The organism is Pedobacter aquae, from assembly GCF_008195825.1.
Taxonomy (GTDB): Bacteria; Bacteroidota; Bacteroidia; order Sphingobacteriales; family Sphingobacteriaceae; genus Pseudopedobacter; species Pseudopedobacter aquae.
The window spans coordinates 1441141-1465715 of the sequence record NZ_CP043329.1; the positions used below are offsets into that span (position 1 = coordinate 1441141).

Sequence of the window (24575 nt, forward strand, 5' to 3'; positions counted from 1 at the left end):
CTAATTAAACATCATTACTACGGGTAATTCTATTTTCTTTCCGTCGGTACCTTTAACAGATAATTTCAAGGCCGAACCTAAACCATCATCAAAATAAGCTAATTTAATTTTGTGTAGACCTGGTCTTAACCAAACCCCAGCAGATCGCTCATAGCGAGCATGCTTACCATCATTCTCTACAATCAATTCATCATCAATATATAACCTAGCGCCATCATCGCTTAACAAAGAAAACTCAAAAGTTGCATCTTCATTTACTTTGATGTATCCGGTAAATACCAAACCGTAACTTCTTTCTTTGCCACTTATTTTACTTAAGGTTAGCTGATTAACCAAACCTCTTTTGGTGGCCAAATTGGTATCAATTTCTAAAACGCTGGTAAATTTACCCGGCACATAATGGTATTTTAAACTACCAGAAACGGCAGGTGTATCTTTAACAGCCTCTAAAGCTTTACGATTAACCAACCACGTGGTAACCACAGCACTACGTTTGCCAGAAGGCGTTATCACGATAGATTTTACCGGAATACGCTCTCCCTCTTTTACGGTAACTTCTAAATTTCCTTGATAAACTGAACAAGTTGCATCAGGTATTCTCCCATCTAATGTATAGTATATAACAGCATCTTTTACAGAAGGTTTCCATGTAAATGTATAACTCGTTTGTATATTTAGCGTGGTATCTTTAGCACCAATAGCTGTAGGCACTCTGTACAGGGTTGATGTTTGATCTAACAATCCCAAATGCAATGGTAAACGCTGGTTAGCAAAGTTTTGATAATCTTTTTGGGAAGTATTTGTCCATGCTACTTCTGCTAAAGCCATAACCCTAGGAAAAAGCATATACTCTACCTTTTGTGTGGTAGGCATATATTCTGTCCACATATTGGCTTGTACCCCTTTGATGTATTTTTGTTGTGCCGCAGTTAAAACCGCAGGCGTAGGATTGTATTGATAAAGCAGCTCTATCCTACCATCGCCACCAATGGAAAGCGGCTCTTGGTCTGAGCGACCTTGAACATGGTCTAAATATAAACCGTTTGAGCTAGGTGTCATAATCACATCGTGGTTTTGCTGTGCGGCTGCAATGCCACCTTTTTCTCCTCGCCAAGACATTACCGTAGCATTGGGTGCTAAACCACCTTCTAAAATTTCATCCCAACCTATAATTTTTCTACCGTTTTTGTTTACAAATTTTTCTATCCGTTGGATAAAGTAAGATTGTAGCTCTTCTTCGTTTTTAAGCTTTTTAGCTTTGATACGTTTTTGGCAATAAGTACAAGTTTTCCAACGTGTTTTAGGTGCTTCATCGCCACCGATATGGATATAAGATGATGGAAAAATAGCCATCACTTCGGTAAGAATATCTTCTAAAAAACTAAAAGTTTCTTCTTTACCTGCACAAAAAATATCAGGGAAAACGCCCCATTTTTCTTCTACTTTAAAAGGACCGGGATGCTCGCCACAGGCAAACTCTGGGTACGATGCTAAAGCGGCAACAGCATGGCCGGGTAATTCTATCTCCGGAATAACGTTGATGTATTTTGATGCTGCATAAGCTACAATTTCTTTAGCTTCTTCTTGTGTGTAAAATCCGCCGTAAGGCTTATGATCAAACCATTGCGGCATACGGTCATGAAAATTACCAATTAATGTTTGTGCCCTGTATGCACCAATTTCAGTTAGTTTTGGATATTTTTTAATCTCTAAGCGCCAGCCTTGGTCTTCTGTTAAATGCCAGTGAAAGTTATTGAGCTTATACATCGCCATGATATCGATATACTTTTTAATAAAATCTAGCGGATAGAAATGCCTGCCCACATCTAAATGCAAACCACGATACTGAAACCTTGGTTGGTCTTTAATGATAGCTTGCGGAATGCTTAGGTTATTTTTATTTAACTGATACAATTGTGCTAAACTTTGCATGGCGTAGAAAAGCCCTTGCTCTTGCCCACTTATGGTAATTTGCTTTTCGCTGATGTTGATTTCATAAGCTTCTGGGTTTTGCTGAGAGGCATCATTAACGAAGCTGATTAAACGTTCTGGTGACTGAATAAAATTTTTAGCCACCACCAACTCAAAACCGCTATGCTGTTTTACTAAATCTCTAAATAACTCGGCAATTTTTCTGTCTGTATCTTGCTGATAAAGAATAGCCGTTTGTGGGCTAAGCACAAAAAAACCTTCTTTGAGTACCACTTCCTGTGGTGCTGGTATAATACCTAGGTTATTGTTTACAGGCTGACTAAATACAGAACAAGAGAGTAGAGCAAAGAGAATAAAAAAGTAAAAACGCATAATGATGTTGAAATATTTAAAGCTTAGTATTTGTAATTAAGAACCCATACTCATGAAAATGGCCGATGCAATACCAAATAAGAAAGCAATGGCGTAGAAAACCAATAAAATAATCACTAAAATACCCCAAAATTTATAAACCGATTTTAATCTGGAAAACGCATAATCCAAAGATTCTTGGTCTTTAATTAAAACAGCTTGTTTGATGTAAACGGCAAAATCATACAAATATTTAGAAGGGAAATAATAAACTAGTCCCATTAACATATAAATAAAACCTAAAGCTGCACCTCCTATAGCGCCCAAAGGAGAGTTTGATAACATTGAGGTTCCAAAAACAGATAGTGCTAAGCCCACTAAAACAATAAGACCTGTAAACACAAAGCCCATGATGGCTAAAAATTTACCCCATTTGGCGGTTTCTAGTAATAAATCTTCTATAGAGAGATTAAAAACCAATGTTTTAGGCTCTTCTTTATTTAAGTTTTCTTGATTTTGTAGATTTTCTGAGTAGTTGTTTTCTTCCATGTTTAGTAAAATTTAAATTTTTATGAATATAAATGAAATTCTTTAAAAAGGAAGCCACACTTAAACCAAAATTTTATACTTAAACTATTATCTTTGCGCAAATTTTAATCTTGGTTTCTTGGTAAAATCAAGATGAGCATCAAAAAATACAAATCATAATATAAAGAAATATGGCACTACAGTGCGGAATAGTTGGTTTACCCAACGTAGGCAAGTCTACCCTATTTAATTGTTTGTCTAATGCAAAAGCGCAGGCAGCAAACTTTCCTTTTTGTACTATTGAACCCAATGTTGGTGTGATTACCGTTCCGGATGAAAGGTTAACCAAACTAGCCGAACTGGTAAAGCCACAAAAAGTTGTTCCTAATACGATTGAGATTGTTGACATCGCTGGTTTGGTAAAAGGTGCTTCGCAAGGTGAAGGCTTAGGAAACCAATTTTTAGGAAATATCAGAGCTACTAATGCTATTATCCACGTTTTACGTTGTTTTGATGATGGTAACGTGATCCATGTTGATGGTTCTGTAGACCCTATCAGAGATAAAGAAATTATTGATACCGAGTTACAGTTAAAAGATTTAGAAACGGTAACTAAGCGTATTCAAAAAGTTGAAAAAACCGCTAAAACAGGTACAGATAAAGATGCTAAAAAAACTTTTGAGATATTATCTGTAGTAAAATCTCATTTAGAGGCTGGAAAATCTGCCCGTACCGCTCCTATCACTATTGAGGATTTTGAGTTTATTGAAGACTTAAGCTTGTTAACCGTTAAACCAGTGTTATATGTTTGTAATGTTGACGAAACCTCTGTTAATACAGGAAATAAATATGTAGACTTGGTAAAAGAATCTGTGAAGGATGAAAATGCTGAGGTTTTGATTATTTCTGCTAAGATAGAATCTGAAATTGCTGAGCTAGAAGATTATGAAGAACGCCAAATGTTCTTGGCTGATTTAGGCTTAACAGAATCTGGCGTGGCTAAATTGATTAGAGCGGCTTATCGCTTATTAAATTTATCAACTTATTTTACAGCTGGTGTACAAGAAGTTAGAGCTTGGACAATTACGCAAGGCTTTACAGCCCCGCAAGCTGCTGGCGTTATCCATAGTGATTTTGAAAAAGGCTTTATTAGAGCCGAGGTGATTAAATACCAAGATTTTGTGACTTTAGGTTCTGAAAATGCTTGTAAAGAGGCAGGTAAATTGGGTGTTGAGGGTAAAACTTATATAGTTGAAGATGGCGATATTATGCACTTCAGATTTAATGTTTAAAAATCATTTTTGAGATAGAGAAAAGCCAAATCTTTGAGGATTTGGCTTTTTTGTTTTTTTGGGGTGTGGTGAGGTTGATTAATTACTATCAAAACAAATACTATAAATCTTCAAAAAAGAAGTAAAAGGACAATATCAGTTAACAGTAGTACAACCTGTCCCGATTTTTCATCGGGATACGGTGGTGTGAGAGGCATACTCTGTCAGTTTTCTGGTGGAGCCGTGTACTCGATTAGGCGACGTTATTTTTAATTCGTTCAATTTTTCGTTTTCTAAGCAATTGGGTCATTAAAAATGAAAAAGCTAAGGTCAATTAAAGCCAATATTCATACTTAAAAGCCCAAAAGATAAAAGGTGGAATTATCACAATCCATTCTATAAATAATATTTGTCTAGTTCTTAATTTAGTTAATTTAAATCCGATTATGTCTAGGATAATAATTGAGAGATAAAAGTAGAATATTATTAAGAGTCCGTAAGTAAAGAACAAAAAAGGAATAGTTGCTAAACTTAAAAAAAGTTTCGTATTCCAAGCTTGGTCGTTATCCATCAAGACCTATAATTCTAAAAAAAATTAGGCTTACATAAGTCGAAGCGTAAAAGCCGAGCAAATGTATCCAGTTCGTCGTCGCAATTTTTAGTACGTTTTTCAAGTTTTATAATGTTGCCTAACGTTTTTGGGCTTTGCGTAGTGGCGGATTTTTGCACTACTGTTGATACGAAGCACCAAAGTTCAAATTTAGTAAAAAGTTTCATACGAGGCACTTCGCCCGCCATTACGCAAAACCCTTGTGCTTGTTGCACAACTTCCTATACCATCCAAATATACCATACCTACATCAATAAATACAATAAGAAAAATTTTATTTAACAACCTGTTTATCAGTTATTTAATGATATTTTTACTATATTTACTCATGCAAGGGCGTAAACATATTCAACCTAAAATCATCTATCAAGTTAACATCAATGATTTGGTTCCTGCTGATAATTTCTATCGTAAGCTTGAACAAACTCTTGATTTAAATTTTCTCTATAAAGAAACATTATCTTACTATGGTAAAGAAGGACAAGAAAGTATTGATCCGCTTGTTTTCTTCAAGATTTGTTTGGTAGGATATCTCAATAATATCAATTCTGATAGGCAGCTTATTGCTTTCTGCGCTAATTGTTTAGATGTAAGATGGTATTTAAAGTACGATTTAGATGAGGCTTTGCCTTGGCATTCTACCATCTCTAGAACAAGACAGCTCTATGGGGAAGATGTATTTCTATCATTATTTCAAAAAGTACTTAGCCTTTGTATAGCAAAAGGAATGGTCAGAGGTAAGCGTCAAGCTATAGATAGTGCTTATATCAAAGCTAATGCTAGTATGGATAGCTTAGTAGAAAAAGAAATTATTGACGATGTAGAACAATATGCAAACGAGCTGAACGAAGGCTCTGAATATAAAGTTAAAGCTAGTATCAAAAAGGCTGTAGAGCGACACCATGCTTGGAAAGAGAAAGAATACAAGGGAATGCCTGGACATGTGGATCATCCTAAACAAGTCGATGAAAACGGAAATATTATTCGACCTAAATACCTCAGTAACCATACCCATTACTCTCCTACTGATCCAGATGCTAAAATAAGTACCAAACCCGGAAAAGCAAGACAGCTCAATTATGCAGGACAGCTTGCCGTGGATGATGCTCACCATGTTATCACTGCCGCTTGTGCTAGTAGCGCTGGTAATAAAGACAGCCAAAACCTTGCCGACATCTTATCGCAAACTATACAAAACCTAAGCATACATCACATTCCTGTTGACCAAATAACCGCTGATGCTGGTTATAGCAGTGGTGAGGCTCTCGCCTTCTGTGAAGCCCATCATATTGATGCTTACATCCCTAATTTTGGTCAATATAAAGCCGAAAGGGAAGGGTTTGAATACAATCCACTACGCAACCAATATGAGTGTAAAAAGAAGAATGGAAATTTTGCCGTATTAGCCTTCAAAGGAATAAAAACTGATAGTAAAGGTTATCAAAAGAAAAGCTATAGAAGCAGTGAAACAGATTGCAAAGATTGCCCATTAAGAATCACTTGTTGTGGGGCTGCTACAAAATTCAAAAAGATTGAGGATAGTATTGACAAACCTTATTACGACCGTATGCACCAAAAACTGAAAGCTAATCCTCTATACGCAAAAGCTATCAGTAAAATAAGGAGTAGAACGGTAGAACCTGTACTAGGTACTTTAATAAACTTCATGAATTTGAAGCGGCTAAACACCAGAGGGATGATCAGCGCTAATAAACATGTCTTAATGAGTGCTATGGCCTATAATCTGAAAAAATTGATGAAATTCTCTCGTCCTAAAATTAAATATCACACCCTAAGTGTGGATGTATTAAAGCTAAATCAGCATACCAAACTTAATTTCTTAAACCCTTTATATCTGAACTAAAATAAGCCTTTTAGAGACTCGCTTTTTTTACAAACAATAAAACACCAAAAAAAATGAGCCTCGCTTATATCAGCTTTAAATAACGCTTCTTTAATTAATAAAATGATTTTATATAACTATTTTGTGAGTTGTGCAACAGTTACCCTTGTTATAGGTAGCTCCTTTTCTCGGTCGCTTTGTTGAGCGTTGGGAAAAGCAAGCTCTTTTGCAATTTTGGCATTGTGCGGTTGGTCTGTGAGAATTGCAAATGTGCTTGCTTTAGCGATGGTGTTAATTAGTTCAAGTTTTTCTTGCGAGTTTGAAATTTGTCCGTAAATTTGTCCGTGTCCGTAAAAATGTCCGTAATATGGTAAACGTGAAATTTTATTTAGATAAAGCTGATAAGTCAAAGCACTTTCCAATTCATTTGGTTTTAAGACAAAAAGATGTCCAAGTTAAAGTTGCAACTGGTGAAAAGGTTTTGCGAAAAGATTGGGATGCAAAAAATCAACTTGTCAAGGAAACAGAATACACACATAAATCAATCAACAAATTTTTGTTGTTTTTAAAGCAAGAAGTTGAGAAACATTTTGCATCTGCTCCGCATAGTCAGCTTACTGATGTGAAAATTAAAGAGAAAATTTTGTCATTGGTAAATAGTCGAAAACAAAATACGGATGTGTCAATGGTTTGTGAAGATGCTCCCGAATATGGAAGAATGCAAAAAGTATCATTTCTCGATTTGTTTGCTGGTGCAGGCGGTTTTAGTGAGGGCTTTTTACAAGCCGAGTATGGAAATAAATTTTATGATTTCCGATTAGGCAGTGATATTAATGAAAATTGCGAATTGACACATTTGGCTCGTTACAATTACCAATTAGGAATGGATGCTGATTTTTTGCGTCAAGATATTACTGAGCCAGATTTTATTGATAATTTATTGAAAAAAGTCAAAGGTCAAACTATTGACGTTGTTTGTGGCGGGCCACCTTGTCAGAGTTTTAGTTTGGCGGGAAAACGAAAAAAGTTCGATAAAAAAGATGATTTGTTTGCTCATTATTTGAATGTCATAAAGCTACTCCGTCCAAAATATTTTGTGATGGAAAATGTGAAAGGAATTTTGACAAAAGAAGGCGGAAAAATTAAAGAAATGATTTTGCAAGAAATCCGTTCTATCATTGACTTAAAAGAGTTTTATCAATTAATTCATTTCGTAGCTAATCTTAAAAAGTCGAGTTCCGAAAATCAATTTATACTTGATTGTTATTTACAAAGATTAAATTTTGAAAAAGCTGTTGACAAAGAATTGGATGCTATTCGAGAAAGCTATATTCAAAACATAGAAAATAAATTTCGAGTTCTAGCCCCAAAAATAGCGGATTATAAAACGAGCAAAACCGATATGAATTTTGCAACTATTCGCCACGGATTTAATATGTTGAAAAGAGCAAAGGAATTGGCGTACATTAGAAAAAAAGTCATTCAAGAGAAAAATCATAATGATTTGGATAATGATTTTTTCGCTCCAAAATTTGATGATTTTTTGGTTTCAATTGAGCCTAATAATATCATTGAAGAAGTTCATAATGCTTTCCAAAAATTAAATCCAGCATCAACTTTTAAAAATGAGATTGCAGATATTATTTTGGCTTTAGAAATTTATAATTATTCTTTTGACGAATGTGTTCAAGGCTTAACAGAAATTTCTAAAAGACAAAAAAGCGAAGAAAAATTGAACGCAATTCTTGCCCAAATTCGCTTGTATAACATCGAACAACCGTTTGTGGCTTTAGCTTCTGATTATGGAGTTCCACAAAATCGGGAAAGAGTTTTGTTTATTGGTTGTAGAAAAGACCAAAAATTAATTAAAACAGTTCCTGCAACTGTTTCTCCTAATGAAAAAGTAACCGTTTTTGAAGCTTTATATGATTTAGATTTTATCGGAAATGACGATGAAAAATACAATTATGAAAATATTGATTTAAAAGCAAAATACAATGGAACTACAGAGCAAATGAAAGCCTTGATAAAAAAACGCTCTTGCGATGGCAAACCCAATGCAAAAAATGGTTTAACTTATGCAGAATGGTCTAGGCAAGGACGACTAATAGGACGTTTTTCTAATGCAAAAAATCCTTTTTATGTTAGAAACTCTGAAGAATTAGAAAATATCTTAACACACGTTGTTGCACCACTACAAAATCATAAAACCAGTAAACAAAATGACGATGTAGTGAAGCGGTTGGACGTAATTCTTAATGCAGGAAATTACAATGATGCAAAAGAAGAATTAAAAAGAATAGGACTTACTTCTGATAAAAGAAACTATAATGTTCTAAAGGCAGACGGGCAAAGTTCTACAATTATGACTATTCCAGATGATTATGTCCATTACGCAAGTCCAAGAGCTTTGACTGTTCGTGAAATGGCTCGCTTGCAGTCTTTTGATGATAGTTTTGTTTTTCAAGGGAAACGGTCAACTGGTGGAAACAAAAGAAAATTTGAGGTTCCACAGTTTACTTTGGTTGGTAATGCCGTTCCGCCTTTAATGGCGAGAGCAGTGGCTTTGGAAATATTAAAAAATATAGACTAAAGATGAGGCAGTTAACTAAAGTAGAGATTGAACGAATTAAACTTCTGACAGAAAAATCGGTTGAAGTAACCTTAATTGAACCAACTAAAACAGGGCTTGAAAAATCTATTCTAGATGCAACAGGTTCTGTTCGGTCGTATTTAAAAGATAAAAGCATTCACGATTATGAACATCAAGGTCAAGGTGCAAAAGAGAATGGTGTTTATGTTAATACATTTTTAATTAGTCCTGATAGATTAATACAGTCAGTTGCTTCATTATACAGACCAAATACAAAAAATGGAGACCCAAGAATTTGGTTCAAAGGTTTGGGTTCTTATTCCAAAGCAAATGACATTTTAGGAATTATTTCTTATGAAAATGATTTATATGTTGTCAATGTTACACAACTTGATTTTGAAAGCTTGATTAATGGTTTAGCAAATAATCCTTTGAAAGAATTAGTAAATGAAATCAATTCTTTGTCGAGAGAAGTCGCAGATGAATTACTGATGTTGTTGAGGAAAATAAGTTTGCAAGGGGCAATTCCTGCAATGTTGCAAGCTGATACGGCAATTGGCAGAACTTTAGAAACTCTTTTAGGAATTAACATTAATTCATCAAAAAAACCAGATTACAAAGGCATTGAGCTGAAATCATTCCGAGATAAAAAAGGAAACCGAAAAAATCTTTTTGCACAAGTTCCAGATTGGTCAGCAAGCAAATTCAAAAGTTCGGCAGAAATTCTGAACGGATTTGGCTATCAACGTGGCGATGATTTTAAATTATATTGTACAGTTTCTGCAATTGTTCGTAATTCACAAGGTTTAAAGCTTAAATTGGACACTGATGTTCGACAATTAATTGAAAATTCTGATAAAGCTTCGGTTGGTGATTTTGTTGTTTGGGGCTTAGAAACATTACACAAACGTTTGCTTGAAAAACATAACGAAACTTTTTGGGTGGCAACAGATACTTTAATAATTGATAACAAAGAGCATTTCATTTATAAGTCAGTTGAACATACCAAAAAGCCGATTGTTTCCCAGTTTGATATTCTGCTCGAACAAGGAATTATTACACTTGACCATTTGATAAAACGAACTTCTGTCGGAAAAGTTATTGAAAAAGGTCCATTATTTAAGATAAAACCAAACGCATTGAATATGTTATTTCCGCCAAGTCAGTCTTACGATTTGTTGTCAAAGTAATGTCGAGCGTTGGAAAAATTCAAGCTCTTTTGGTTTTTGTGTGTCGGCTTTGTGCGGTTGGAAAACTAAATGTGCTTGAATGTGCGGTGGGTTTCAGGAGTTGCCTATAACTTATATATATGTATAGTTTTACTTCCATAATACACCCAATACTGGCTGTATTACGGATTTTTATTTGTTTTATTACGAAAAATATCTTATGAAAATAGCTTTAAAATCAATTATATCGAACATCCAAATTCACGGGTATTTTCATAAAGTAGAATTTAACTCTAAATAAGTAAATATTTATTGAAAGTCAAAAATATAGAATATCTGGTTTATACTAAAGCTTTTTATATTCCATCTTTTTTGTTTTAATTACTATTATATTTACTATGTTTGTTTAACCTTTTCTATAGTAGCTATAAAATCACGAAAATTTATTAACACAAGTCCACGTATAGCCCACCTATACCCCACCTTTTATCCACGTTTTCTCCATACTTCCTTCGAGGCTTCTCCTGAGCTTCTCCCAGACACATTCGGAAAAATAGGGCTGTTTCCCGAACAAGTCTCGAACATGGTACGGAGAAGGTGGAAAGCGGAATGCCTTAAAGCTTAATGCAAAAGGTTTTAAATCATCATACAGAAATTAGTTTTTCTTCTTTTATTTTATCGATTCTTCATACTGGAAGCTTATAATTATTTTAACCACGAAGGGCTCAAAGTTCACAGAGAGCTTATAAGTCTCCACCCAGCTTTGTGTACTCCTATGTTTATAAATCTATAAATTTATAGATATAATTGATAAAAGAATGAGAGCACATTTGCGACCAAATAACTCAAAGAAGTATATTGACACAGAGAAACAGCCTCATTCTTTAATATCTTTTAGAGTCTGAACAGAATGTAAGGAACTAGTTAATAGAGATAGTATCCAGAATATCCAACCAGGAGAAAAGACGAAGGGAGATTCATCAATTATATTAAAGAATAAATCGATGAAAAAAGTATTAAAACAAGTATTGGGCATAGATGTAGCTCAAAAAGAGTTGGTTGTAACATTAGGAAGAACGTTAGAAGATTTTACTAGCGAACTTTATGCGTACAAAGTTTTCAAGAACACCGATAAAGGGATAATCATTCTATTGGATTGGGTTTCAAAGCAGACTGATGAAGGAGTGAAAGTACTTTTTGTAATGGAAGCAACAGGTGTTTACCATCAAAAACTTGCTTATTACTTAGATGAACATGGTTACGAATTAAGTATTGTATTGCCAAATAAAATCAGTAATTACATGCGAACCTTAGAAACCAAGACGATTACCGATAAAACCTGTTCAGAGGCAATTGCACAATTTGGTTTAGAAAGAAAGCTTGAGAGATGGTACAGACCTAAAGTATCGTATAAAACATTACAACAGCTTACTAGAGAAAGAGATCAAATTGTACAAGAACGATCTAGCGTTAAAAACCAGTTACATGCAGAAGAATCAGAAGCTTATCCAAATAAAAACAGTTTGAATAGGATACAAGCAAGAATTGCCTTCTTAAACTCGCAAGAAAAGGAAATCAAGTTAGAAATAAAAGAGCTGATAGTAAGAGATTTAGAACTTCAAAATCAAATAGAAAAATTGACCAGTATTAGCGGCGTGGGAGAATTAACGGCTGTAATAGTTCTGGCAGAAACTAATGGTTTTGAGCTGATTAGAAATAAAAAGCAGTTGACTAGCTATGCAGGCTTAGATGTAAAAGAAAAGCAGTCTGGTACATCGATAAAGGGCAAACCTAGAATTTCTAAAAAAGGGAACACTAGTTTGAGAAAGGCGTTATATTTACCAGCATTGTCAGCTGTGAAATGGGATGATAGATTTAAAGAAATGTACGTAAGAATAGTATCCAAAAATGGAATAAAAATGAAAGGACTGGTAGCAATTCAAAGAAAATTATTAGAAATGATGTACACTTTATTCAAAAATGATACCTTGTATGATAAGGAATATTTAACCAAAAAAAAATAGCGCACAAACACAAGCTGCATAAGTACGCTATACTGGCTGGTTCTTGACCGCCTTAGAAAACAAAAGTAATGAAAATTAATATTTCATTTGGAATTTAACACAGAATCTCTGTGGTTGATTTTAAATTCAAAAGAAAAAATTTAAAGAAAATTCAAAAGTAAAAATTCAAAAGTAAAAACAGGGAAATATAACTTATTCAAAATCAATCGTTCTCTCATTCAAAAATCAATCAATCTTCTGAGCAAAAGACTGAAAGCAGAAGGCTAAAAGCTTAATCAATCATTCTAAAATCAATCCATCACTAAATAAAATCTCCATCCAAAACTAGAAACCGATAACTCACAACAGGCAACTGATTAATGCCCATTAAAAATAATGTACAAAGTCACCATCACCACCATCAATAAAACCCAAGCTATTTTTACCTTTTTAGAAGTAATCTCTCCTGCGGAGACATCAACCAAGCTGGCATTATAAGCTACAGGATTTCTATCTAACAATGATGTAAAGATTGCTGCAAGTAATAAAATGACAAAAGTGTAGAAAGACAACATCAGATAATGTGGCCAGAATTGGTATTGGTCTGATGGGAAAATCCATAGATAACACACCCCAACGCCTAAACTAAAAATAGATCCTGCGGATAGCGTTAGATTTACAGCTAAGCGAGTGGTTCTTTTCCAAAACACGGTAAGTAAAAAAACCACAGATAATGGCGGGGCTATAAAACCTAATACCGATTGAAATACATCAAAAAGATTTAAACCTTTAATACTATCTATAGCTAAAGCTACCGCAACGGCAAGCACACAACCAAAAATTACGGTTATTCTTCCCATTTTAATGAGCTCTTTTGTACTGGCATTGGTGTTGATTTTCTTGGCATAAACATCCATCGTAAAAACGGTACTTAATGAGTTTAACGAAGAGCCAATAGTACCTACCAAAACTGCTATTAAAACAACAATCACCAAACCATTCATCCCCGGAGGGAAAAGGTTGGTAACCATGGTCATGTAAGCTTCATTAGGATCTTTTAAACCCGGAAATAAAATATAACAAAGTATTCCCGTAAGGATAAATAAGGGTAAGGATAAGATTTTTAGCCAGCCAATAAAATTTACACCCAATTGCCCCTGCTCTAAACTTTTTGCTCCTAAAACAGATTGAACCATGGCCTGATCTGTACAGAAAAAAGCAATTGCCGCTACCGGATAACCTAATAAAATTGCATACCAAGGATATTTAGGATCACTTGCTGGTTGTACTAAATTCCAATAATGGCCAGGTACTGCATGATAAACTTCCTTAATACCGCCAACTTTTATAATGCCCAAAATGGCTAGGGTAAGAGAAACGCCTATCAGTAAAATCATTTGAAAAACGTTTACTTTAGCAATGGCTTTTAAACCTCCCATAAAAGCAAAAAGCCCCGCAAACAATACCAAAACGATAACAGATTGCCACATGGAGATGCCTAAAATTTGTCTTACTAGAAAGCCTCCGGCAAATAAACCTAGAGAAAGCCATGAGATTAAAATTTTTATAAGTGCATACCAAGCCAATATATTTTGGGTAGATGATCCGTAACGGTTTCCCATAAACTCAGGCATGGTACTAACCTTTGCCGCCAAATATTTGGGGGCAAATACTACAGCAAGTAAAAATAGAAATACAAAAGCATACCAATCAAAATTTACGGCTACAATACCGGTGCTATAACCAATACTAGCGAAGGCTAATAACATAGAAGGCCCTACGTTTGTACCCCACATATTAAACCCAATACTTGGCCATTTTAAAGATTTCTGAGCTAGAAAAAGTGTTTCATCTTCATCTGTTTTATTTTTAGAAAAACTAGCTCTATAACCGATAACCATTAAAATAACAAGGTAAACGATAACGATAGCGTAATCCAATAAGGTTAAACGCTCTATGATATTGCCCATTTTTGATTGTTTATTAAAGCTTTATATTTATTAACGAGATCTTTTTTATTTCTCGATTTATTGTATATAATCGTTTAAATCCTAAAGTACAAGACCATAGGTATCTAAAATATCTTTTATTTTAATTGGCGTACCTGTTTTTAAGGATTTATCCATGGCTTGTAATAAAGCTACGGTTCCTATCCCCTCTTGCATATCTGGGTAAGCTGTGAAGTTTTGCTCTATGCTATCAGCAAAATATTCTAAATAGTTTTGATACTCGCCCGCATGGTGACTTTGCCCTTCGAAACGGAAATAATATTTTAAGGTGCTATCGCCCCAAATGATTATTTTTTCTTCTCCTGTTTTATCGGTTACGGCATAGCGCAATTCGTGGTAATCTGCCTGGCTGGCTCCTTCTGTCCCTCTTAAAATGGTACTCATCCCGCTATCTCTTTGTGCAGGTTGCGTAGGGCCGGTATAAGCACCACTTACTCTGGCAATTCTGCCATCGCTAGCCTTAAAGATGAAGTGCATGGTGTCTTCATTTTTTAAGCCACCTTTTTTACCGTTTTCGCTTAACATGCCATAGCCCATCACTTCTTCTATGTTGGGTAAATACCAACGTATAAAATCTACCGGGTGACTTAAACCTCCGTACAACCATTTAAAAGATGATTCTAAAGCCCAAGGCTTTTCTAAAAACCACCTATGGTCTGCATGGTATTGCGCTTCTATGGTAATTAAATCACCAATTAAGCCTGCTTCAAAATCTTTTCTTTGTCTTTTAGCAGGCTCGAAAAAACGAGAACTTTGTCCAACAAATACTTTCTTGCCGCTTTGCTTACTTAATTCTAAAAGCTCTTTAGCATCAGCCAAATCATCAATAAATGGTTTGGTACAGATAACATGCTTACCATGCTTAAGTGCCATTTTCACATGTTCTGCATGTAATTTATCAGGCGTATAAATAGCAACGGCATCTATCTCCGCATCATTTAACATTTCCTGATAACTGGTAGTGTAATGATGAAAATCAAACTCTTTAGCTCTTTGTTTGCAAGCTTCCTCGCTTAAATCGCACATGGTTTTTAACTGCCACTTTTTGCTATTTAAAGCTGCTGATATGGTGCTTCTTCCTTCACCCAGTCCTAATATTCCTAGTTTTAACATTGTCTAGTTGGTTAGTTGGTTAGTTTGTTAGTTTGTTAGGTTGTTAGTTGGTTAGGTTGTTAGTTGGTTAGGTTGTTAGTTTGTTGGTTGTTAGTTGGTTAGGTTGTTAGTTGGTTAGTTGGTTAGTTTGTTAGTTGATTAGTTGGTTAGTTTGTTGGTTTGTTAGTTAGACAAGCACTTTTTAATTTTTAATTTTTAATTTTCACTTAATACTTATAACTTTTCACTCACAACTTATCCCCCCTTAAAAAACACCCAAGTTTCGCCTTTGGCGGTTCCGCTTATTCCTTCTTGATATTTACTCATAATTTTATTCCACTCGTTTACCCTAGGGTTATTTTGTGTAGTTTTTGGGTTTAACTCGTCTAAAGTTTTTCCTTTCGGGATGCTGATGACCAACATCAATTGTCTGCCGTTTTTAAACAAAAGCAATTGTTGGAAACTGGCATTACAAAAGCCTTTTGAAACCTCTGGCCACTCTTTAAACTGTGTAGCATGATATTTTAAATATTCGTTTTGTAAAGTAGTATCTGCTACTAAATTGGCTGTTAACAGGATGTGTTCCCAATCCTTAGCTGTAGTCGTATCGGTACAATAAGAATGGTTAAACTCATAAAACAAATCATCATATTGTTTAAGTTCTGCTTCGGGAAATCTCATTTTTAAGCTATCGCCTAAAGCGGAATTAAGGCCTTTTCCATAAACTACAAAATGCGTTTTCCATCTAAAAAGATGCTCATCTTCTTTCAATAAAGCTTTTAGCTGATTGATGGTCGCCTCACTAGTATCCTGATAAAGCATTTCTATGATAGCTGGCTTTTGTACATCAGGCTTTTGCTTTGGAGATTGGCAAGCGTAAACTTGTACCATCATCCAAAAGGAAAAAACAAGGCTTATGTACTTAAAAAAACTACTTTTTAGCATCGTTATAAAAATTAATTTCCCAACGTTTATCTGCTGCAACTTGCTCTTTTAAAAGGTGTTGATATGATTTTTGTAAGCCAGCCGCCTGCTTAATTTCTGTTTTAACCATAGGGCCATTATTTATCCATATGTTATTAGGACCGTTGGCGTTTTGCAGGAATTTCTCTGCCGGACACCAATTGTCTTTTACGGTAAAATAACTCGTTCCTTCATCGGTATAGAAATAAAACCAATGCTCTGGTAAATGGGCATAAGGTGCTTTGTAAATACTATCAACCACATTTTCTGTGATGCTAGAACCCGGCTGAGCCGATAAAGTATAAACCCCAGCAACATCATACAAATGTTTAGCATAATGATGTATTTTATTAGCATGTATGCGATTATTGCTCATGGCGTTGATGGTTTTTGTCCAACCCCAACCTACGGAGATTCCAGTATAAGAAACCTCATTTATTTCATTGTAAGCGATGTTAATTCCTTTCACAAAACCTGCCCCAATGCCTACGGTACCCCAATCTTCATGGGTAACATTGGTAATGAGGTTATTAGTAATTTGTAAATTTTGGGTTAGCTCTCTTTCATCTTTAGGCTGATAAGGCAAATGGGCTTCCATAGCTTCATCAGAAAAAACACCCGCTAAAATGGCCGAGCCACCAATATCTTTAAATAAATTGCCATTGATAGTATCTTGCAAATTACCTCTCTGGTAGTCTAAACCGGTAGAAGATAGGTATTGGAAACGGCAATTTTGAAAACTAGTTGCTGTTGTATAAGCTGCTTCTACGGCTGCTTTTGGTCGGCCTACCCAAGCTTGATTTTCTAGACCTGCTTTGTCTGGCGTTCCAGGGATTTTTAATTTATAGGCATCCAAAAGAAACAAGCCAGCTTGCAAAGGCACATGCCCTTGTTGCGACGGACGTAACCAATTACTGTATTGGAAGGCAATATTATCAAACCTTACATGACTTACAGGCTGCTCTGCTGTACCTTGTATTTGTACTAAATTTTCTAGAACTGGCGCTATAACTTCGGTTTTATTAAGCTGCTGATTTGCTTTTGGCCAGTAATAAATTTTTCTGTTGGCTTTATCTAAAAACCATTCGCCGGGCTCGTCTAAAAACGCTAAAGCATTACTGAGGTAATAAGCCGAGTTTCCGGTTTCTTTGGAAATCCACGGTGCTGGCCAAGGGTGTTCTGATTGTATTTTACTTTCTGGCTGGAAAAAAAACAGCTCGGCTTGATTGCCTTTTGTTTGTATACTTTTAATTCTAAGAACTGCTATTGCCCACCATTGGTGGATGAACATTTCCATGCCAGGTGAATATTTTAAACCCGATTTTGGAATTTCTATGGTGCAGCTTTCTGTGGCTTTATTCCAAGCTAAAATTCTATCCATTTTAACTCCTGGGGTACTTTTTGCTCTGGTAGCTTTATTGCCCCCTACCCATAACTGCCTAAAATCTATCGCATTATCAGCGAAGACAGGTACATCAGCCACATAAACATTTCCTTGCGCTATTGCTGGCAAGCCTGCTATTTTACTTGTTACTTTTTTCCAGTTTTGGATATTGATACCGCCACTTAAAATAGCTTGTTCTTTACCTAAAGATTTGATAATGGTTGGCGATTGTGCCGTTCCAGAATCTTCTGGTCTAATAAAAACCGGCTGCTCTAACTGGTAAACTCCGCCTTCTAGGTAAATGGTAATACCGTCTTTTATAGCCGGATTTTTTAATCGTCTTAATTCTCTCGCTTGTCTTAAAGCGGCATCTAAACTAGCTAAAGGCTGCTCTTTTGTTCCTTTATTTTGGTTATTCCCTTTCGGGGATACAAAAATTTCTGTAGCAGCAATAAAATGATGATGAAGGATGAATACTGCAAAAGCTGCTATAAATTTCGTTTTTATCATCTTATTTAGTTTTGATATTGATGCTTACAGGTTTAAAGCCATCCGCCTGAGCGGTTAAAACTATTTTACCCGATTTCTCCGTAGCTTTTACAATGGCTAAAGCTTTACCCTTCCAAAGTTTACGATTAGGTTTACTTAGTGAGCTTAAATCGGCCTGATAACCGTTATCTGTTCCTGCAATTTGCCCTGCTCCACTAATGGTAAATTTGATAAGATTATCTGCATCTGGGACGATTGTACCAGCCTCGTCTACTAATGTTGCGGTAACAAAAGCCAAGTCGTTTCCATCAGCTTTAAGCTTATTTCTATCTACATTTAAAACAATATGGTGTGGAGCGCCAGCAGTACGAATCTCTTTCTCTAAAACAACTTTACCATTTAGATAAGAGATAGCTTTTAATGTACCTGCCTCGAAAGGAACTTTCCACGAAACATGCAATTCATCAGTAGTTTTGGCTTTTTTACCTAAGGATTTACCATTCAAAAATAGTTCAACCTCATCAGCCTGGTTATAATAAGCCCAAACATCAACCACCTTTCCAGCTTGCCAATTCCAATGCGGTAAAAGATGTAAAACAGGCTGGTTTGTCCACTCGCTTTGGTACATGTAATATACATCTTTAGGAAAACCTGCTAGATCTATAATACCATAATAAGAGCTTCTGGCAGGGAAATCATAAGGAACGGGTTCGCCTAAATAATCAAAACCTGTCCACACAAAAATGCCCGACATGAAATTTCTGTCTTTTACCGCTTTCCAAGCTTTTTCATGACTGGTACCCCAATAAGCAGCAACATTATCATAAGCGGTTACGGTATAATCTGGGTTGCCGTTTACCACAAATTTATCTTTAGAGCTTGCTGGCCATAAACGTAAGGTATCGGCTAAATCATAAACCCCACGGGTTTGTAATGCCGATGTTGTTTCTGCAGCAATTAAAGGAATATAGCCAAAACGTTTTGGTAAACTATCATAATCAAAATATTTATAGTTGAAGCCTAAAACATCTAAAGCATTGCTTTTCCAGATGAAGTTTTTTGCAGGCTCTGTCTCTGTTAAAGCGGTGGTAACTGGCCGGGTATTATCATGCAATTTTACAATTTTACTCAGGTTGGCTGCTATTTTAGTTCCGGTACTGTCAAATTGTTCTCTAATCTCGTTACCAATGCTCCACATAAAAACCGATGGATGGTTGCGGTCTCTTTTTACTAAATCGGCTAAATCACGTTCATGCCACTCTTCGAAATCTCGGTGATAATCAAACTTATTTTTGCGTTTCTTCCACATGTCGAAAGCTTCATCCATTACCAAGAAACCCATTTTATCGCATAAATCTAAAAACTCTGGCGCTGGTGGGTTGTGCGCTGTTCTTATAGCATTAGTACCCATGGCTTTCAGCATTTCTAATTGCCTTTCCATAGCTCTAACATTTACAGTAGCGCCTATGGCACCTAAATCATGATGCAGACAAACTCCTAGAATTTTGGTAGGCACATCATTTAAGTAAAAACCATTCTTAACATCAAATCTAAAACTTCTAATTCCTGTGGTGGTCTTTAGCTCGTCTACCAATACTTTGTTTTGATATACTTTGGTGATGACCTGATACAGGTTAGGCTCTTGTGGCGACCATAAAGCAGGATTTTTAACATTTAGATTTTGTGTGACGATTCCACTTAATTGATTAACCGGTACCGTTTGAATGTTACGAGCAACCAGTTTGCCTTTGGCATTTAAAACTTTGACTTCTACTTCTAATGGTGATTTTAAATCACTCGTGTTTTGTAGCTGTAGCTGATGTTTTAGTGTAGCTTCTTTTGCAGAAACTTGTGGTGTGGTTACAAAAACACCATTTTGCGCAATAGCTATTGGGTTAGTAATGACCAATTTTACATTTCTGTAAATACCAGAACCACTATACCATCTAGAGTTTGGCTGCTCGCTATTGTTCACCCTTAGGGCGATGATATTTTCTTGATTTACAGGTTTTAAATGTGGCGTAATATCATACTGAAAAGAAATATAACCGTTTGGTCTTTTACCTAAAAGTACGCCATTTATCCAAACTTCGCTATGCTGGTAAATACCATCAAATTGTATAGAAACTTCTTTATTGAGGGTATTTGATGGTGTTTTAAACGTTTTACGATACCAAGCAATTCCGCCCGGTAAAGCACCACCTTGATTGGTTGCCGGGTGCTCTTTAGCAAAATCAGCCTCGATGCTCCAATCATGAGGTAAGCTTAATTTACGCCAAGCATCATCATTAAAAGCTATATTTTTTGCTTCTGGCTCATCGCCTAGCTTAAACTTCCAATCGTAATTGAAATTTATTTGTGTACGAGGCTGTGCAAAAACCTGAGTGTATAAACTAAGAATAAAAATAAGGCTCCAGAGTTTCTTCATGATGATGGATTAATCGGCTTTAAAATTGATGTTACTTTTCCCCAAATCTTTGGATGTGGCCACGGCTATTCCCCTATCACCAGCTTTATTAACAGCACAATAGAAATGATAAACAATGCCTTTATACTTTAAAACACAAGATTTATGAGCATATAATTCGTCGTAAGGTTCTGATGATTGTATGAGATTTTCGCCTTCCCAATCTGTCCAGTTCACTAAATCTTTAGAGGCTGCAAAACGGTTAAAAGCACCATTTCTATCTTGCCAAAACGCCCCAAAATAGAACATCACGTAGGTATCTCCCATTTTTTGGATAACACCATCTCCGGTAATTCCTACCGGATGATGAACAACTGGATTTTTCTGAAAACGCTTCCAACTTACCATGTCGTCAGAAACAGCCATCCCAATACGCTCATACCAACGGGTTTTCTTGTTATTTACTAAAGAATCTCCAACTGCGTTGTAGTACATCACAAAACGATGTCCGGTTAAACGCTTTTTATCTTCTATAACCGAGCTTTTAAATAACTTATTACGGTTTTCCCACCAGCGTACATCGGCATCAGATGAGCTTAAAACTGGCTTTGCTAATCTTTCCCATTCATGTGCTTGAATTGGTTTTTTTGAAGTATAAGCCATCCCAATAGACAATGGCTCGGGCTCGTAGCCTTTGCTGTTTCCTCCGAAATAAGACATCCAATATTTACCCTTGAAACGGTGTAGTTTATAATTACCACCCCATTTGGTATCAACTAAAGCATTATAACCCGCTTTCTGGTGTGCATCCCAACTGGTATCATCACTAAAAGAAAGCTGCTTACCCAAAGTTTCCCATTGAAGAAGATTGGCGCTGCTAGCCAGCCAAGTTTCATAACCTATACCATCAAAAACCAAATAACTCATGTACCACTTACCTGCTTTACGGTAAATGGTTGGGCAATCCATTTTTTTCTCTTTAGACGCCGTAGTGAGCACCAAACCATATTTGTACGGGGTTTTTACTGCCTCGTAAATGGCTTGCATTTCTGCTTTTAAAACACCTTTATCTTGTGCTTTAAGTGCATTGATAGCAAAAATAATGGTTATAATAAACAGACTTATTCTTCTCATTCGATAGTAAATTGATAGCTTCCTGAACCTACTTTTAAAATCACACGATCACTCTCAACACCCTGATTTACAATACTCTTATCGCTAGAAATATCCTTACCAGCTTCAAAAATTTTATTTGTTTTGCCTTTCGGCAGATAAACGAGGGCTGTTGTATTTGCAGGAATATCTACTTGTAATTGGAAATTTTGAGGATTCTTTTTCCACGATGATTGGATTAAACCATAAGAAGACTCATACGCAGCTTCCGCGGATGTAACATCGCCAACTAAAACTGGATAAATCTTTATCTTGTTAAAAGCAACAGATTCTTCTTCTTGTCTGATACCTGCCAAGCCGCTATAAAACCACTCCATTAAATGCCCCAACATAAAATGGTTGTTAGAAACATCTGGCAAAGCTTGCCAACTTTCTGTTAAAGCTGTAGCGCCTTTTGCCAATTGATATCCATAACCCGGAACATCAGAACGGCTGTTCATATCAAAAATAACATCAGAACGACCAGCTTCTTCCAGCACCCTTAAGACATAGCGGTAACCAATATCTCCGGCTGTTAAAGCATTGTTTCTGCTCTTGATATCTTGAATAAGATTTTCTAAAACTGCTGCTCTGTTAGGTTCTTCTACTAAATTCATGTATAAAGCCATAGCATTTGCTGTTTGGCTGCCTGTTGCGTATTGCTTAGTTTCTGGATTAAAAAAAGTTTGGTTAAAAGCTGTTTTTACTTCTTTGGCTAGTTCCTGATATTGCTTAGCATCATCGGGTTTACCCAATAAAAGGGCTATTTGTTGTAAAATATTTAAATCGTAATAGTAAATAGCTGTACCAGTTAGGCCTTTTGGGGTTTGCTGCGATACGCCTGGTCGCTCTGGACCGATATCATACCAATCTCCTAAACCTTGTTTTAAAATATGACCATCTGCTTTGCTTTTTAGGTAAGTGATGTAACGCTGCATGCTTGGATAAGCCTTTTCTAAAACTTGCGTATCGCCATACCATTTGTACAAATACCAAGGCAAAATAATGCCTGTACTGCCCCACTCTGGCGAGTCTCTAAACATATCGCCACCCCAAGTAAATTTTACATATTCTGGAGCTATTTCTGGAATTAAACCATCTTTTAATTGTGATGAAATGATATCATCAACCACTTTTGAAGCTAAAGTGGCAACATCGTAATTGTACATGACAGAAGAAATCATGAGGTGAGATTGCTCTAACCAGCCTAATTTTTCGCGGTGTGGGCAATCGGTAAAAACACTCATCATATTACTTTTAATAGCCCAATCTATTAAAGTGTTGGTTTGATTAAACAAAGTATTTGATGATGTGAAATTTCCAACTCTGGAAGCTGCATTTCTTATATGTAAGCCTTTTAGTGCTAATAGTTGAGGTAAAGCTGTGTTTGTACCTTTGGGTGCAGCACCTTTAACTTGTAAATATCTAAAACCATAATAGGTAAAACGAGGTTGCCATTCTTCCACACCATCACCTTTTAAAATATACTCGAAATAAAAAGGACTACCCGTTGGTTTTTGGTTCGCTTTTAAATCTTTTAATAATTCTGAAGGGAAAATTCTAACGGTATCACCTCTTTTTCCTTGAACTTTTAAACTGATGATACCAGAAGCATTCTGCCCTAAATCATACACCCATTCTTTCGCATTGAGTTGATGAAGTAATTTGGCATTAAAATGCTCAAAAATACGCAGAGGTTCTGCCAACTGAGGTTTTACTTGCGGAGGGCCATCTACAAGCAATGCATTTTCCACTTTTTATCAGCTTTAAACTGCGGACTGTCCCAGCCTTTTTGTTCTAAAAGGGCATCATAATCTTCTCCACCGTAAATACTTGAAAAAGTTATAGGGCTAGCACTGGTTTGCCATTTTTCATCGCTGATGATATTTTCTTCTGTACCGTCTTGATATTTTAGTACCAAAAGGCACATCATTTTAGGGTATCCAAAAGATGTTTTAAGTTTTCTAAACCGTCCTTTAACTGGCGGCACATAATAAAAACCATTACCAAGCATTACGCCAAGGGTATTTTTACCTGTTTTTAGGGCTTTGCTAACATCAAAAGTTACGTATAACGCTTCTTTATCATACTTTACCCAGCCAGCATCTAAAAAATGATCTCCTTGCTTTTTACCATTAATGCTTGCTTCAAAATGTCCTAAACCGCTGATGTAAAGCATTGCTGATGATAACTTCTTCTTTACCTTGAAATCTTTTCTCAACAAAGGCAAAACATTACTACCAAAATGCTTATCCTTTTTATTATCTGAGGCTAAGACATCTACTAAAGAATCTGCTAAACGCTCATAAGCAATCCATTTAGCACCTTTCCAATCTTCTTTATTGGATAATCCGGTATGAAAACTAGCTATTTTACTAGTTGCTATATTCCCATGATTATCTTTTACTATAACCTTCCAATAATAAGTTGTTGTAGCTTGTAAAGCTTTTCCTTGATATTTTACTTGGATAGATGTTGAGCTTAACTGCTCGCCAGAATCCCAAACATTAGCTTTATTTTCATTTAGATGGATTAAATCATTGGCAACTAAAACATGATAGGATGTTTGAATGGTATTTCTTTGACTAGCTAATAATTTCCAACTAAAAAATAGATGCTTAGGGTTCACACCTTGCGGATTTTCTGCATCATTAATTTTAAGTTTTTGAATATGCAATAAAGGCTGTGCACATACCTGTAAACTTAATAATACAAGAATAAGGCTTGTTATTTTACGCATATTTATTTGGCTCGACTTATTTCTAACCTGTTTTTAGAA

15 protein-coding genes are annotated in these 24575 nt (G+C 35.7%); 5 read left to right on the forward strand and 10 right to left on the reverse strand.

Going from position 1 to position 24575, the window contains the following annotated elements; all coding sequences use genetic code 11:
- Entirely contained in the window at window positions 1–2304 is a 2304-nt protein-coding gene (locus FYC62_RS06430; RefSeq protein ID WP_149074358.1) for a family 20 glycosylhydrolase, read from the reverse strand.
- Window positions 2305–2340: 36 nt separating this feature from the next.
- Complete coding sequence (locus FYC62_RS06435) at window positions 2341–2832, reverse strand: DUF5362 family protein (RefSeq protein WP_149074359.1); 492 nt, start codon at window positions 2830–2832, stop codon at window positions 2341–2343.
- Between the two features lie 170 nt (window positions 2833–3002).
- Here FYC62_RS06435 and ychF point away from each other — a divergent pair, with 170 nt between their 5' ends.
- The 5 genes from ychF to FYC62_RS06460 all read left to right on the forward strand — a co-directional run bounded on the left by ychF (window position 3003) and on the right by FYC62_RS06460 (window position 12321).
- Window positions 3003–4103 (forward strand): redox-regulated ATPase YchF, encoded by a 1101-nt coding sequence (ychF, locus tag FYC62_RS06440; protein WP_149074360.1) that lies wholly within the window; start codon window positions 3003–3005, stop codon window positions 4101–4103.
- 893 nt (window positions 4104–4996) lie between these two features.
- A complete protein-coding gene (locus FYC62_RS06445; RefSeq protein WP_149073983.1) occupies window positions 4997–6556 on the forward strand; it encodes an IS1182 family transposase in 1560 nt (519 codons plus the stop codon).
- A gap of 346 nt (window positions 6557–6902) precedes the next feature.
- A complete protein-coding gene (locus tag FYC62_RS06450; protein ID WP_149074361.1) occupies window positions 6903–9128 on the forward strand; it encodes a DNA cytosine methyltransferase in 2226 nt (741 codons plus the stop codon).
- A gap of 2 nt (window positions 9129–9130) precedes the next feature.
- Window positions 9131–10318 carry an MvaI/BcnI family restriction endonuclease gene (locus FYC62_RS06455; protein ID WP_149074362.1) on the forward strand — a complete coding sequence of 396 codons (1188 nt, stop codon included), beginning with the start codon at window positions 9131–9133 and terminating at the stop codon, window positions 10316–10318.
- Window positions 10319–11301: 983 nt separating this feature from the next.
- Window positions 11302–12321, forward strand: coding sequence for an IS110 family RNA-guided transposase (locus FYC62_RS06460; RefSeq protein WP_149074363.1), 1020 nt, complete (start codon window positions 11302–11304; stop codon window positions 12319–12321).
- A gap of 356 nt (window positions 12322–12677) precedes the next feature.
- Here FYC62_RS06460 and FYC62_RS06465 read toward each other — a convergent pair whose 3' ends face one another.
- The 8 genes from FYC62_RS06465 to FYC62_RS17475 all read right to left on the reverse strand — a co-directional run bounded on the left by FYC62_RS06465 (window position 12678) and on the right by FYC62_RS17475 (window position 24536).
- Entirely contained in the window at window positions 12678–14270 is a 1593-nt protein-coding gene (locus FYC62_RS06465) for a sodium:solute symporter family transporter (RefSeq protein WP_149074364.1), read from the reverse strand.
- Between the two features lie 81 nt (window positions 14271–14351).
- On the reverse strand, window positions 14352–15422 hold the full coding sequence (locus FYC62_RS06470) for a Gfo/Idh/MocA family protein (protein ID WP_149074365.1): 1071 nt from the start codon (window positions 15420–15422) through the stop codon (window positions 14352–14354).
- Between the two features lie 234 nt (window positions 15423–15656).
- On the reverse strand, window positions 15657–16346 hold the full coding sequence (locus FYC62_RS06475; RefSeq protein ID WP_149074366.1) for an L-rhamnose mutarotase: 690 nt from the start codon (window positions 16344–16346) through the stop codon (window positions 15657–15659).
- On the reverse strand, window positions 16333–18258 hold the full coding sequence (locus tag FYC62_RS06480; RefSeq protein ID WP_149074367.1) for a right-handed parallel beta-helix repeat-containing protein: 1926 nt from the start codon (window positions 18256–18258) through the stop codon (window positions 16333–16335). The genes FYC62_RS06475 and FYC62_RS06480 overlap by 14 nt, the downstream gene beginning before the upstream one ends.
- A gap of 1 nt (window position 18259) precedes the next feature.
- On the reverse strand, window positions 18260–20665 hold the full coding sequence (locus FYC62_RS06485; protein ID WP_149074368.1) for a glycoside hydrolase family 2 TIM barrel-domain containing protein: 2406 nt from the start codon (window positions 20663–20665) through the stop codon (window positions 18260–18262).
- Window positions 20666–20674: 9 nt separating this feature from the next.
- Window positions 20675–21778 carry a glycoside hydrolase family protein gene (locus FYC62_RS06490; protein ID WP_149074369.1) on the reverse strand — a complete coding sequence of 368 codons (1104 nt, stop codon included), beginning with the start codon at window positions 21776–21778 and terminating at the stop codon, window positions 20675–20677.
- A complete protein-coding gene (locus tag FYC62_RS17470) occupies window positions 21775–23550 on the reverse strand; it encodes a family 78 glycoside hydrolase catalytic domain (protein WP_240534833.1) in 1776 nt (591 codons plus the stop codon). Before FYC62_RS17470 ends, FYC62_RS06490 begins: the two co-directional genes overlap by 4 nt.
- Window positions 23529–24536 (reverse strand): alpha-L-rhamnosidase N-terminal domain-containing protein, encoded by a 1008-nt coding sequence (locus tag FYC62_RS17475; protein WP_240534834.1) that lies wholly within the window; start codon window positions 24534–24536, stop codon window positions 23529–23531. Before FYC62_RS17475 ends, FYC62_RS17470 begins: the two co-directional genes overlap by 22 nt.
- Window positions 24537–24575: the final 39 nt, after the last annotated feature.

What these genes read in the sequence shown, in the direction of transcription:
- FYC62_RS06430 (WP_149074358.1), bottom strand. Translation starts at nt 2,304, where the DNA reads ATGCGTTTTTACTTTTTTATTCTCTTTGCTCTACTCTCTTGTTCTGTA.
- FYC62_RS06435 (WP_149074359.1), bottom strand. Translation starts at nt 2,832, where the DNA reads ATGGAAGAAAACAACTACTCAGAAAATCTACAAAATCAAGAAAACTTA.
- ychF (WP_149074360.1), top strand. Translation starts at nt 3,003, where the DNA reads ATGGCACTACAGTGCGGAATAGTTGGTTTACCCAACGTAGGCAAGTCT.
- FYC62_RS06445 (WP_149073983.1), top strand. Translation starts at nt 4,997, where the DNA reads ATGATATTTTTACTATATTTACTCATGCAAGGGCGTAAACATATTCAA.
- FYC62_RS06450 (WP_149074361.1), top strand. Translation starts at nt 6,903, where the DNA reads ATGGTAAACGTGAAATTTTATTTAGATAAAGCTGATAAGTCAAAGCAC.
- FYC62_RS06455 (WP_149074362.1), top strand. Translation starts at nt 9,131, where the DNA reads ATGAGGCAGTTAACTAAAGTAGAGATTGAACGAATTAAACTTCTGACA.
- FYC62_RS06460 (WP_149074363.1), top strand. Translation starts at nt 11,302, where the DNA reads ATGAAAAAAGTATTAAAACAAGTATTGGGCATAGATGTAGCTCAAAAA.
- FYC62_RS06465 (WP_149074364.1), bottom strand. Translation starts at nt 14,270, where the DNA reads ATGGGCAATATCATAGAGCGTTTAACCTTATTGGATTACGCTATCGTT.
- FYC62_RS06470 (WP_149074365.1), bottom strand. Translation starts at nt 15,422, where the DNA reads ATGTTAAAACTAGGAATATTAGGACTGGGTGAAGGAAGAAGCACCATA.
- FYC62_RS06475 (WP_149074366.1), bottom strand. Translation starts at nt 16,346, where the DNA reads ATGCTAAAAAGTAGTTTTTTTAAGTACATAAGCCTTGTTTTTTCCTTT.
- FYC62_RS06480 (WP_149074367.1), bottom strand. Translation starts at nt 18,258, where the DNA reads ATGATAAAAACGAAATTTATAGCAGCTTTTGCAGTATTCATCCTTCAT.
- FYC62_RS06485 (WP_149074368.1), bottom strand. Translation starts at nt 20,665, where the DNA reads ATGAAGAAACTCTGGAGCCTTATTTTTATTCTTAGTTTATACACTCAG.
- FYC62_RS06490 (WP_149074369.1), bottom strand. Translation starts at nt 21,778, where the DNA reads ATGAGAAGAATAAGTCTGTTTATTATAACCATTATTTTTGCTATCAAT.
- FYC62_RS17475 (WP_240534834.1), bottom strand. Translation starts at nt 24,536, where the DNA reads ATGCGTAAAATAACAAGCCTTATTCTTGTATTATTAAGTTTACAGGTA.